The sequence below is a fragment of the Deltaproteobacteria bacterium genome, assembly GCA_017302835.1.
GTDB lineage: Bacteria > Bdellovibrionota > Bdellovibrionia > Bdellovibrionales > Bdellovibrionaceae > UBA2316.
This window is the reverse complement of sequence record JAFLCC010000006.1, coordinates 105,931-118,361: the sequence shown is the minus strand read 5'-3', so window position 1 is coordinate 118,361 and position 12,431 is coordinate 105,931. Positions and strand designations below refer to the sequence as shown.

The following is a 12,431-nucleotide window of genomic DNA, read 5'->3' as shown; positions in this document are numbered from 1 at the left end:
TAGCTTTAAATAAATTTGTTGTCCATCTGGAGGCCCATTACAAGAACCTGAATTGCTTGCACTTTTGGAATTGATTCCTATACTGGAGCGCTTGTTCCAGGTCCACTACCTGGCGCTGTTTTTGGTAGCGGAACTCCAACGTCCTATGCTCCCAATAGACAAGCGACGGACAGTATTTATTATGGAGGATTTGGACAACCAGGTCACTGTGGAGCTAATGGCGTATCTACAGGTTATGGTTCCATTGGCGTTTCCTATTGGAGTGCCGGTGGAATCCTTAATTCTGGAAGTTGGTATGGAGGTATGACTCCTTTAAGATACGGTTCAGGAGGTGGTGTTTCAGTTTCAGGGTGTTATGTTGACACGACAAATGTAGGCACTTGTGTCTCTGCGGGTTCTGCACAGAACGGAGTTGTTTATCTTGACGTTCTTTACTAACCATTCAAATGGGGATAAATTCAAATTCTGTTTGTTCTGAAGGTACCATAGATCTGGGCCATAAACTTAAGACGTAGCCACCACCACCACTCCCCGTGGGTTTACATGCCAGAGCACCCATCCTTTTTAGCGAGCTAATATGCTCATCAATCGCTCCACGAGTTAGCCCCCACTCCTGAAATATGGAATAAGCATTATTTATTCCTAAGATCATTTGTTTCTCGCGATTCTGATCACTGTTGACTGCATTTGAATTGTTAAATTCATTAGAAACGATAAATGCCTGCTTGAGCAACTGAGTCGTTTCCACCATGGATTGATCCAATCGTTGAGCTTTTTCGGGATCAACTAAAAATATTTTTTTAACCTTTTCAACACAGTCTTTTGTGACTCCTCTTTGACCCGAATAAGAAAGATAAAGATGCGGTTTAAAATAATTTTCTATATATTCTATTGATTGGGGTCTTTTAAAGATAAGAGGTTTTTCGTTAAGAACCACCGCTATATCAACCCCACTGCTTTCACCATGAAACAGGTTTTCTAGGTTCCTAGAAAATTCATAGACTTTATTCGGTTCAATCAAGTTCATTGAACAAAACCATCTACCAAAGGCCACGCAGAGACTAGAGCTAGCTCCTAGCCCAGAACCTAAAGGAATTTCGTTTTGAATACGAATATCACCTGAAAGATTAAACTTCTTTAATTCCAGGATCTCAATAGCTTTGGAAAACAAAGCCCTTACAATAGATTCAATATCACTCGAATGACTTCCTTCAATATGAATGCGAAGCCCATCGATTTGAGATCCAGGAAGAAATTCAAAATACAATTTCTTAGAAAACAAAGGCACCACTATGGCTTCCTGACCTCTTAAAACGCTGTGTTCACCAGAAAGAATCCACTTTCCATAAGCGACAGTTCTAAACACAGAGCTCATTTTAATTCCTTCTGAAAAGAAGTTAACAAATCGTAACCGTTAAAAAGAGAACGATATTTTTTCGCCAGATCTAGATCCTCATTCTTAAAAAGGAGATGAATGTTGCTACCCGCATCCATCGTAATGATTGGGGCCTTTTCTTGATTTTTTTTCTCTAATAAAAGAAGTTGATCTATCACCTTAAAAGTAGCTTCATTGCGATAACTGAATGGAGGCATCGAAGATTCAAATAGTTGGTGCATTTCTGTGAATTCATCAAAACAAAGCTTTCGAAGTATCAACCAGTTCGAATTCTTTAATGCCAATGAAAGATCATGAAACCGCTTTTCTACATTGGTCAGTCGCTCTTGAAAAAAAGGGCTGGTTGTAACACGCAAGTGCGCTTCACTTGAAGAGACTTCTTTTTTTCTTATATCTACCAAAATAACAATATGATGTAGATGAGTGTACGGGAAATCCAATGAAAATCCTCGATCGGTTTTCCAGGCACACCAGGGTGAAAAAAAACTGCGACATGAAGATCCTGAGCCTCTTCTAGAAAGCGCTGATAAGTTAGACGGCGACAAATCTAACAAGTTATTGGATAACTTTTGAAATTCATTCATTGCTGCCATTGTCAGAGCTGCAAAGCTAGAACTGGAACTGGCGATCCCACAATCTGAAGGAAAATTATTAGCCGATTTTATCAAAAAAAATTCTTTAACCTGAGCCTGTTCTCGTAAAAAAGACAAGTGATTGATAAACTTTTGCTTTCCTTTTTCTGATAAAACTAAAGGAAACAATCCATCACCCTGCAAAACCCGCCATTCATCTTTATCATTTTTTTCTAAGGTTATAAAAGTTCTTAAATGCTCTAAGGTATAAGAAAGAGAAGTATTCGTTGGAAGATTATCCATGGCGTTGGTTTTTCCCATGTACTTTATAAGGGCGATATTTGAAGGAGCCGAATACACCTTTAAATCCATATTTTCCTTTCAAACTGAATAGGTTGGATCCATATATCATTAGATGTAAAAGAAGTTAATAGCTGATGATGATGGAGCCAGTCTTTTACCAATGAAGTGTCAGATTTGTCATACAAAATAAAAAGAACATCACTGCCTAAAGCCCCACATCCTTTGATTGCCATTCGAGATGAATGGATACTCATCTCTTTATTAAAATCCCTAACTAATTTTTGAGTGTTTTCACATACTAACTGAAGATCCAAGAGCTCTTCATACCAATGGTTAATTTCCTCTGCAAAAGATCTTTCATTTCCTGAATCAAAAGCCCCTTCAGTTTTGCCTTGAATCTGAACAAGTTTTTTTTCATCAAAACTTTTAAGGTTTTGAAGATGTGTGTGCGTGGGAGTTTTGTTCCCCGTCAAACAAAGAGTAAAATCTAAATTCTTGAACTTCCATTCCAACGAACGACGTTGAATTTTCATTTTATTTTGAATTTTGTCTTCATTTTGATTGTTAGAAATAAATTCTTTTTCAATGATATTAAAACCGGCAAAATGTTGGGCCAAAAGATCATTTCCACTGGGGCTCGTTTGACTTAAATCACTTTGACATTGCCAATATTCAAGAAGAATTGTTTCTAGGGATTTTTCTTCTATACTTAAATTCTTAAAATCATTTTTTTCAATAAGACAAAACTGATAAAGTGCTAAAAATTGAGCGGTGCTGGCCCCAAACCCACCTTTTTGTTGATAGCCATCATAAAAAAGGATCTCCCAATCATTGAACACTTCTAGATGTCTCTGAAAATAAATCTCCGCAGGTGATTGAATTTTTCCTAAGAAGGAAACATCAAACTTTTCAACACTTAATTGATGTTTTTCGGCAAGTTGAGGAATCAAATCCAATTTTTTGGTTTGTTTCTTTTTAGGAATAAAAAAAACTTCAAACCCGGGAAGAGTAGAGGCCAACAAGCTGCTTCCTCCACGTAAAGCCAAGTACTCCCCGGAGATAAAAGTTTTTCCTGGAATTTTTAACGAAAAGTATTCTGTTTTCACATTCGCTGACTGGTTCGGATCTCTTTAAGAACTTCCATAGCATGACTTAAGGTGATTCTTTTGGTAAGTGTTAAAATTTCTTCAAGTTTGGTTTCTAGCAGAGGAATTTCTGTTTCAGTGGCACCAACTCCTAGGCTTAAATTTTTTATATGAAGTTTCATATGTCCTTCAATAATTCCTACAGTGGTCAAGGCTCTTAAAGCTCCCAGATTCTGGACCAGTCCAACTGCTGCTGCTATTCTAGATAAGTCATTGGAAGACTGTACACCTAACATACGAAGTGACATTTTTGCCATGGGATGCAAATTGGTAACTCCACCCACCGTTCCAACAATGAGAGGAGCTTCAAATACTCCCTTCAGGATCCCTGTGTCTTTATCAAATCTCCATTTGGTAATAGAAGTGTAGTGTCCTGATCTGGCAGCGTAGGCATGGATCCCCGCTTCAACGGCTCTCCAATCATTTCCCGTGGCAATAAGAATCGGATCAATACCGTTAAGAACGCCTTTATTATTGGTAGCCGCTCTATAGGAATCCAGTTCTGCAAATAAACTGGCTTCTTGGATTTTTATTCCAAGTTCCTCATCCACGAGCATTTCAACTACGGCCCTTGTTATTTTAGAATCTGCCAAATTGGACAGGATACACATGGTTACCGTTTCGTTACTCAGTTCCTGAATTGGAGATTTTAAGAACTCACAAACTTGGTTGATGAGATTAGCCCCCATTGCATCACAAGGATTCATCAAAATGTGAATCACCGCCATGTCCTGACCATCATCCCTTTTCAATTCCCTTAGCTGTATATCGCGGACGCCTCCACCCCGTTGAACCAAATTAGGAACGACCTCTGTATTAGCTAAATTAATAAGAAAGTTTTTATTTTTGTGAATTACATTTTTAAGATTTGAAAGATGACGAACTTTTCCAATTTGTATTTGCCCTATAATATCGGTCCCCATAACTTCGGTAGTGATAGTTCCCGTTTCTTTAATCCATTTTGCGGTTTTACTTGCAGCAGCTATGATGGAAGTTTCCTCCACGGCCATGGGAATAAAAAGCTCTTTGCCATCAATACAAAATTGGGTGGCTACCCCCATAGGCATCTGAAAATACCCAATTGTATTTTCAATAAATTTTTCTCCTAATTGAGTATCTTTGAGGCCACCTGACTTTAAAAACTTTAAATCCTCTTCATTGATGGACCCAGCTTCAAAAATTTTTTGAATTCTTTGATTTAAATTTAATTTTGAAAAACCTTTGAATATATCACTTAAGTTTTTAATCCGCGACATACATAACCTTTTTGTTTTGTAACTCTTTAATATTTTTTGATCCCGTACAAAAAAGAGCTACTTTCATTTCTTTCTCTATCTGAGTGTAAAAATCATACAATGCTTTTTTATTTAGTTTGCACTCACTAATCCTGCCATTTTTCGCCGCAGGTTTTAACAAAGCCTCTAACCAGGGTTGAGCCAGACCCACTTTTTGACAGCCCAAAGCCAGAACCTTCGCAATATCTAATCCCGATCTTATACCACCACTGCCCCAGGTTTCATATGAAAGATTTAATTTTTCACTATCTAGCATCATTTCAGGAAGACTATAACCCCATTCCGAAAAAATAAATCCAGAGGCTCGTTCTTTGGAATTCCTGGGAAAGCGAAGAGCTTCTACTCTGGACCAATCGGTTCCTCCCTTCGCCGATAGATCTAAAGCGTATATCCCTGTATTTTTTAAGCGTCTTCTGTCTTCTTCTGAAAAACCATTTCCCACTTCTTTCACAATCACTGGAACTGGAACCGCTCTTACTAACCTTTCAATAGAACTTAGCCCCATTTTAAATTGAGGAGTTCCTTCTTTTTGGATGCACTCCTGCAGGGGATTTGTGTGAATGATTAAGCCTATAGATTCTAAATTATCTATAATTTGAAGAATTTTATCTGCGGGAGTTTGAATCAACTGACTTAAGCCGATATTTGATAACAATAAAGCTTTAGGATTTTTTTTTCTGAGCTTTTTCCATTCTTTTTTTGCCGAATCATCAAAAAGCTCACGCCGTTGGGACCCTACTCCCATCAATATTTTTTTTTCAGCACTTAATTCAGCAAGTGCTAAATTAATTTCCATTCCCTTATCATGTCCTGCGGTCATAGAGCTTATAAAAAAAGGAGCTCCTAATTGATGCTCTAAATAATAACATGTAGAATCTAATTCTGACCAATCTAACTCTGGAAACGCGGTATGCTTTAATTTTATTTTTTCTAATGGATTTGTTTTCAAATACTGTGATTCTTTATTAAGAGCCATTTGAATATGATCTTTTTTTCTTTTTTTAAACTCTTGAAGCTCTGATCCCATATTTTTTTTCCAAAAGAAAAGGGCTTTCTTTGGGAAAGCCCTTTATTAATTTGCTTTAATCTGATGATTTAATTCACTATCTTATTTAAGGGCGTAACCGCACATTTTTGTAAAAGCTGTTGGATCATTAATAGCTAATTCTGATAAATTCTTTCTATTCACCTCAACACCCGCTTTGATAAGCCCACCAATAAGTCTTGAATAGGAAGTCCCATTCAATCTGGCTGCGGCATTGATCCTTTGATTCCAAAGAGCGCGAAATTCTCTTTTTCGCATCTTACGACCTTTGAACATATAGGCCATAGCTCTATCCACTTTTTCAGTTGCATGGATGAAAGCTCTGGAGCCGGCTGAGTAAAAACCCTTAGCTCTTTTTAATACTTTTTTATGACGTGCATGATTTGTTTTACCTGATTTTACGCGTGGCATTTTTTCTCCTTAGAATACAAGCGTTCGGCTTGTTTGGTACATGTTAGCATCGTCAACATAAGCTGTTTGACCTAAATGTCTCTTGGTTTTTGATTTCATGTGAGAGTTTAAGTGACGCATTTTAGTTTGCTTTCTTTTCACTTTACCACTTGGCAACAAACGCATGCGTTTTTTTGCCCCCGAATGGGTTTTCTGTTTCATACTATGCCTTTCTCAAACGAGGCGGATTATAAAAATTTATAAACACTTTTTGAGCCTGATTGGTTGAGACATGATTTAAACAAAATAATACACAATGGCAAGTATTATTTCAGGCTGATTTTTTGACATTCTGGCCCCACAAACGGTTGGGGCTGAGAGATACAATTTCTTTGTACTTTCATAAAATTAAGAGTTTTACAATCCATTCTTAAATGCCAATGGTCACCGTGGTTGTTATCAATAACCACTAGGCGAGTCAACATTCTAGCTGCCTCTGATTTCGTATCGGTATTTGACGGCAAATCCTTGGATAATAAGGCCTGCCGGCACATTTCATTTTTAATCTTCCGATTCACATAAATAACCTCTACAGGAGCCAAATCAAAAGCGGCTTTGAAAAGTTTCCACTGCTCAGCCCCCTGAAATTCAGGGTGTGGCAAGGCCCCTTTGACTCGATCCATATCCATAAATGCCATTTTTGGATTCTTTGTCACATAGGACAAATCCACATCCATCCCTGTTTTATGGCTAGAATGACCTATGTTTCCGCCATTTTTTCCTGACATGTCATTCACTTTTAAGGTGAAGCTAGGAATATTGTCTTTGATCCATTCTCCTATATTGACAATGGATTCGACAATATCATAGGTGCCGTAATGTCTTAACTTTTTTGGGCTCCATATCGAAAATCCAGAATCGGGTCCTATTTTTTGAAAAGCCTCTAGCAAACTATTAGACTGAGTTAAGAAAATAGTTCTTTGCTGGCTCTTGATATATCTCCCAGTGTGAGGCTTTCCCCAGGCCTGATCCTTAGGGCGTTGATTATTGGCAGTCACCTCAACAACCGCAGCACCAGGCTTAGCTGGACTTGCTGGACTTGCTGGACTTGCAGGGTTTGCAGGGTTTGCAGGTGGACGATGAGCAGGAGGACCATCGACAACAGGCTGCTTTGGTTTGGCTTCAGGTTTGGCTTCAGGTTTGGATTCAGGTTTGGATTCAGGTTTGGCATCTGGTTTGGATTCAGGCGTGATCGGCTTAACAGGTTTTATGTTAGGCAAAGTTGTCTCTTTCTTAGGGTTCTCTGCGATAGGGCTCTCCACCTTAGGAATTGCCTCTTCTTTCTTTGGCTTTGGTGATTTCACAAGAGGTGGGGATTTCGGTAACCCAGGATTAAGATCCATGGCTGGAGGTGGACCTATCAAATCAGGACCTTCTGGAATTTTTTCATCTCCAGTCAGTTCTGGCAGGACCTTTAATTTCTTAGGAACTTTAATTTTTTCTATTTTAGCTTCATCTATAGTTTTTTTAACCTCAGGGTAAAGTGCAGAAACATCTTCTAAATTTGGATTAATAAAATAGGATGGCAATTCGGGATTAGCGATATCCTCAGTGCTGGGAGGCTCTTCGTGCTTTCCCTTTTTTTGTTTTTTATCGTAATCAGTTAACTCTTCCTCGGGGATCCCATTAAAATACTCATTAGGAACTACAAACTCCTCAACAGGATGTTGAATTTCAGCAGTAATAAAAGATTTCGAAATTAACTGATCGGTGTAAAAAACATCCTTATTTTTGTAATAAAAATCGATAGCTAATTTATCACACTCGTCACTTATATTTGAAGCATTTGAATCACCGACTGAGGAATTTTCAGCTGGTTCTTTCAAACAAATGGCCTTTGCCTTAAATACATTCTTTAAATTAGAGTTTTTGTCAGCAATCTCTAACGGGAACTCGAAATCAGTTGCTTTTCCTTTTAAAACAAATGGAAAGGTGCTCTGGTTGCTAAAAGTCACATCCCCGGTTACCTCGAGCTCTCTTGCCTCTTCATTTTTATTTGAACTCACTATAAATCGGTGTTTCACTTGGCTTAATATTAATTTTCCTCGATACAACTGAACCGTCTTTGATCCCTGAACTTGTTCGGGATTTAGGGTCTGAACAGAATCTAAAACTTCATTTTCAGACATTCCAGGAATTTCTTTAACACGATAAAAGTCACCCACATCATCATACTTTTGAGGCAAGTCCTGGGTCCATTTTTCTTTACGAATAACTTCGCCAGAGTCAGCGATCAATGGCTTGTCTGGATTTTCCTGAGCCGTTCCTTGATTATCTTCGTTATTAGCTCCTCGATTTTCTTTTTGCTTGGCATCTTCGATTTCAATAACTTTTTCTAAGTAGGGATTTTCTTTGGTCTTAAACCCTTTTCCACAACCTAATATAAGTAAAAATATGAATATGACAGCACCCTTTATCATCGAGTATTTCAATTGCACGTTTCATACCCAATAAAATGGGGTCTAAGTCTGATCAATTGCATTTAATAGCTCAGAAAAATCAAAAACTGTCTCAGAATTAGACAGTTCATGTAGCTTATTCAAAAACGTGTTAGCTATAGGAAATTCGTGGAATCTTTAGTAAGACCTAACTCTCAATGAAAGAATTAACGAACCCTTTTGAATTATTGCTGCCCGTGGGGCAAAAAGAAATGGCTTTGGCAGCCATTCATAATGGAGCCGATGCCATTTATGTGGGTTTTCCTGGATTCAATGCTAGGGGAAGAAGCTATGATTTTGAATTAGAAGAACTGAAAGATATTATTGAGACCGCCCACCTCTTTGGTGTCAAAGTCAATCTTGCTTTAAATATTGTGATCTTCGAAGAAGAACTTGAAAAAGTTATTGAAGCTGTCTGCCAAGTTCTGCCCCTAAAACCAGACGCCTTTATTATTCAAGATCTGGGGTTAGCCCAAATCCTACGAAGCCTCTCGCCCCATCAACCACTTCATGCCTCCACCCAAATGACCATCACTAATGATCTGGCTATCCAACTTCTTGAAGATTTAAACTTTAAACGCTTTGTTCTTGGCAGGGAAAATTCCTTGTCTGAAATTAAAAGTATTAAAGAAAGAACCCACAAAGAGCTTGAGGTTTTTGTCCACGGGGCCCTTTGCGTTTCCTATTCAGGACAGTGTTTCACGTCAGAGTCCCTAGGGGGAAGATCAGCCAACAGAGGTCAATGTGCGCAAAGTTGTCGTTTTAGCTATGAATTGATAGTGGATGGTGAAAAGAAAACAAACTTGGAAAAAGAATTCCTTGTTTCTCCCCAAGATCTGTGCGGCATTCAAGAAATTCCTGAATTGATGAAAATAGGAGTTACGAGTTTTAAGGTAGAAGGTCGCCTCAAAACACCTGAGTATGTTGCCAGTTGCGCCAGAGAGTTTCGAAAGGCCATGGATCAATATTTAAATGGAAGATCATTAAACTCTGAAGAAATTCAAATTGCTAAAAACAATATGGCAGTACAATATTCCCGCGGTTTTTTTTCTGGGTGGCTCCATGGCGTCCAACACCAAAAATTAGTTGATGGAACCTACAGCTCTCATCGAGGCAATTTAATTGGAAAGGTCCTACAATTCGAATACGATTCTCAATTGAAGGCTCCTGTACTTTTGGTGGAGTTGGAAAAAGACATCCACTTAACTTCGGGAGATGGTCTACTTTGGATCCTAGATGTTTCATCTGAAAAAAAGGAATGGGGAAGTTTTATTTTTTCTGTTAAAAAAGAAAAAGATAATTTGTACCGGATTGGCATTTCAAAAGATTTCACGCCAGGGAATGGAGTGGAGAGAGAATTCAAAAATGCTAAGCTTTATTTAAATCATCAAAAAGAGCAAAAAAAAGACCTTCTCAAATCTTTTCAAGATAAGAATTTCTTTAAACGTATCCCTATTGATATTTCCATCACTCTTTCGCTCCATAAACCCTTACTTGCTCAGATTTCTGACGGCCGTTTTTCACTCACTAAAGAAACCTTGTCAAATGGGGTGCCCGCAGAAAAACACCCCCTCACAGATGAAGCTATTCAAAATGAATTTTCTTCTCTGGGTGGTAGTGTGTTTAAATTGCGAAAATTAAATATCCATCGAACGACAAATGAAGATATCTTTTTAAATGCCAAAGAACTAAAAAATCTGAGACAATCTTTAATTCAAGAGCTCAGTGAAAAAAGAAAAACTCATCGAATCGATTTCCATTCGGAAAAGGATTTTCATTTTAAATCTTTTTCTTGTAAGGATTTGAATCCAAATTTTATCGATTCTACAAAGTTAGAAAACATATCAGACCTGCGACAAATTAACTTCAATGTTTTACTGAGAAATCGCCAACAGGTTGAAGATTTTATTTTAGCCCTAGATGAAAATAAATTTCAAGCTTCTGATTTTAATTTCATACTTCTGGATTTTGAATTTGGCCGAGACTATCGACCTTCCATGGAAAGCTTGCGAAATAAAAAAATCAAAGTGGGAATCGCCACCACGAGAATTTTAAAACCACAAGAATATACAAACCTCAAAACGATCGCTTCTTTAAATCCTGATGTGATTTTGATACGGAATTTGGGAGCCCTTTATTACTTTCAACACAGTCAACCTTTTCAAGGAGAATTAATTGGGGATTTCAGTTTAAATGTCACCAATCACTTCACTGTTGCCTACCTTTTGTCAAAGGGACTTTCCCGCCTTTGTCTTTCCTACGACCTCAACCAACTTCAAGTAGAAAATATATTAAAAAAATCACCGGCGGAAAAACTAGAAATCACCGTTCATCAATACATGCCAAGCTTTCATATGGAGCATTGTGTTTTTGCTGCCTTTTTAAGTAATGGCTCCAGCTATAAAGACTGCGGCAAGCCCTGCGAAAAACATCTTGTCCAATTGAAAGATCAATTTAATCATCTTCATTGGATCAAGCCAGATCATGAGTGCCGAAACACCATGTTCCATGCAAAAGCGCAATCAGCCATAAAATATGTTTCTTCGTGGAGGAAACTGGGACTTGGAAATTTGAGGTACGAGGCTTTAAATGAATCCGGTTCGGAACTCATTTTTAAACTTCAAAATTATCTTTACTTCTTACATGGGTTGCAAACTGCAGAAAAAACATTACTCCATTTAAAAACCCAGGAAAGCTATGGCCTCAGCGACGGAAATCTCTCCCAGGAACATAAGTACCAGTCTCGAAAAAAAGATTTCTCCCAGGAAAAGATTTATTAGTTCTTAATCAAGCAAGCCTAAAACTCTCCAATTCAACACTATTTTTGACTGGGAACTGCTGAGAGAGTGTTAACTATCTTTCTTTTCCGCGACCTTAGCAGATTCGATTGATTTGAGTTGTTCCGCTGACTTCAGCTGGTCTGGCTTTTGTTCAGCCACCGTTTTAACTTCTGATTTTACATCCTCAACCTCATTGATTCCCTTTTTGAAACCACGAATAGCTTCTCCCAAAGACTTACCTAAGGACGGAAGCTTCGAAGGCCCAAAGAAAAGTAAGAGAATAATCAGAACCACTGCCCAATGAAGAATACTAAATTCGCCCATAAACACCCCGCTGTTAAAGAGTAAACCACTGAACGAAGAACCGTCAATCCCATACCATCTTGGTCATAGTTGTAAACTCAGGGACCGCAAAATATTAAACTAAAGCCGAGGCAAGATTTCAGTTAAAAATTTCTGGTAAGGAACCGCTTGAATCATACCCTTTGGTCCAAGTCTTTGCTCTGACTCTCCCGTATAAATTATGAAAAATTTTTTAATAATTTTCTCTTTAGATAAAATAACCAAACTAGAAATATCTTTGCTAGACAGGTGAGGACCCGATTTGATTTCGATGGAATACTTCCCATCTAAAATGAAATCAACCTCCTGTTGTTGCTAAGTTCGCCACGGGTTTTCTTTTTTTTGCCACTTGCCAGGCACAAAGCTCATGAATGATTAGGGTGTCTTTCAAGATTTGAAAGTATTCATGAACCGTTGTCCTTTTAACCTGAGAATCATTTGCCATAGCTGTAAAATCAACTTGTTCAGCGTTACAAAGCGAAGCTACTTCAAGAAATCGAGAAAAAGAAGGTAAGTTTCGAACCAAGCCTTCTCTCGCAACTTCTTGATCCAGATAAAGAGCAATATAACTCCTCAGATCAGACTCTGCCACCACTTGGCACAAGAGTCCCTTGATAGAATTTCTATGAGTATTTAAAATGACGACAGTATTGTCAAATTTATAG

At 38.0% G+C, this 12,431-nt stretch carries 11 protein-coding genes; 1 reads left to right on the top strand and 10 read right to left on the bottom strand.

Translation table 11 applies throughout. From position 1 onward, the window contains the following. Positions 1–442 precede the first annotated feature (442 nt). The 8 genes from J0M15_08535 to J0M15_08500 form a co-directional block, all read right to left on the bottom strand. Positions 443–1,375, bottom strand: coding sequence for a hypothetical protein (locus tag J0M15_08535; GenBank protein MBN8537087.1), 933 nt, complete (start codon positions 1,373–1,375; stop codon positions 443–445). Then, positions 1,372–2,340 (bottom strand): diphosphomevalonate decarboxylase, encoded by a 969-nt coding sequence (gene mvaD, locus J0M15_08530; GenBank protein MBN8537086.1) that lies wholly within the window; start codon positions 2,338–2,340, stop codon positions 1,372–1,374. The genes J0M15_08535 and mvaD overlap by 4 nt, the downstream gene beginning before the upstream one ends. Beyond that, a complete protein-coding gene (locus J0M15_08525) occupies positions 2,331–3,377 on the bottom strand; it encodes a hypothetical protein (GenBank protein ID MBN8537085.1) in 1,047 nt (348 codons plus the stop codon). Before J0M15_08525 ends, mvaD begins: the two co-directional genes overlap by 10 nt. After that, the gene (locus J0M15_08520) at positions 3,374–4,672 is read right to left on the bottom strand and encodes a hydroxymethylglutaryl-CoA reductase, degradative (protein MBN8537084.1); all 1,299 of its coding nucleotides are present in this window, start codon (positions 4,670–4,672) and stop codon (positions 3,374–3,376) included. The genes J0M15_08525 and J0M15_08520 overlap by 4 nt, the downstream gene beginning before the upstream one ends. Continuing rightward, the gene (locus J0M15_08515; GenBank protein ID MBN8537083.1) at positions 4,659–5,738 is read right to left on the bottom strand and encodes a type 2 isopentenyl-diphosphate Delta-isomerase; all 1,080 of its coding nucleotides are present in this window, start codon (positions 5,736–5,738) and stop codon (positions 4,659–4,661) included. The genes J0M15_08520 and J0M15_08515 overlap by 14 nt, the downstream gene beginning before the upstream one ends. Before the next feature lie 81 nt (positions 5,739–5,819). Further along, positions 5,820–6,167, bottom strand: a complete 348-nt coding sequence (gene rplT / locus J0M15_08510; protein MBN8537082.1) for a 50S ribosomal protein L20 — start codon at positions 6,165–6,167, stop codon at positions 5,820–5,822. Positions 6,168–6,176: 9 nt separating this feature from the next. Then, a complete protein-coding gene (rpmI, locus tag J0M15_08505; GenBank protein ID MBN8537081.1) occupies positions 6,177–6,368 on the bottom strand; it encodes a 50S ribosomal protein L35 in 192 nt (63 codons plus the stop codon). 104 nt (positions 6,369–6,472) lie between these two features. Next, a complete protein-coding gene (locus J0M15_08500) occupies positions 6,473–8,644 on the bottom strand; it encodes a penicillin-insensitive murein endopeptidase (protein ID MBN8537080.1) in 2,172 nt (723 codons plus the stop codon). Between the two features lie 158 nt (positions 8,645–8,802). Here J0M15_08500 and J0M15_08495 point away from each other — a divergent pair, with 158 nt between their 5' ends. Beyond that, complete coding sequence (locus tag J0M15_08495; protein ID MBN8537079.1) at positions 8,803–11,424, top strand: U32 family peptidase; 2,622 nt, start codon at positions 8,803–8,805, stop codon at positions 11,422–11,424. Positions 11,425–11,493: 69 nt separating this feature from the next. On the opposite strand, the gene J0M15_08490 is transcribed toward J0M15_08495, so the two are convergent. Both J0M15_08490 and J0M15_08485 read right to left on the bottom strand, forming a co-directional pair. After that, entirely contained in the window at positions 11,494–11,748 is a 255-nt protein-coding gene (locus J0M15_08490; protein ID MBN8537078.1) for a twin-arginine translocase TatA/TatE family subunit, read from the bottom strand. Between the two features lie 316 nt (positions 11,749–12,064). Beyond that, positions 12,065–12,361, bottom strand: a complete 297-nt coding sequence (locus tag J0M15_08485) for a hypothetical protein (protein MBN8537077.1) — start codon at positions 12,359–12,361, stop codon at positions 12,065–12,067. Positions 12,362–12,431: the final 70 nt, after the last annotated feature.

Excerpts from the sequence above, each read along its gene's own strand:
- J0M15_08535 (MBN8537087.1), bottom strand. The coding sequence starts at position 1,375 with ATGAGCTCTGTGTTTAGAACTGTCGCTTATGGAAAGTGGATTCTTTCT.
- mvaD (MBN8537086.1), bottom strand. The coding sequence starts at position 2,340 with ATGGATTTAAAGGTGTATTCGGCTCCTTCAAATATCGCCCTTATAAAG.
- J0M15_08520 (MBN8537084.1), bottom strand. The coding sequence starts at position 4,672 with ATGTCGCGGATTAAAAACTTAAGTGATATATTCAAAGGTTTTTCAAAA.
- J0M15_08515 (MBN8537083.1), bottom strand. The coding sequence starts at position 5,738 with ATGGGATCAGAGCTTCAAGAGTTTAAAAAAAGAAAAAAAGATCATATT.
- rplT (MBN8537082.1), bottom strand. The coding sequence starts at position 6,167 with ATGCCACGCGTAAAATCAGGTAAAACAAATCATGCACGTCATAAAAAA.
- rpmI (MBN8537081.1), bottom strand. The coding sequence starts at position 6,368 with ATGAAACAGAAAACCCATTCGGGGGCAAAAAAACGCATGCGTTTGTTG.
- J0M15_08495 (MBN8537079.1), top strand. The coding sequence starts at position 8,803 with ATGAAAGAATTAACGAACCCTTTTGAATTATTGCTGCCCGTGGGGCAA.
- J0M15_08490 (MBN8537078.1), bottom strand. The coding sequence starts at position 11,748 with ATGGGCGAATTTAGTATTCTTCATTGGGCAGTGGTTCTGATTATTCTC.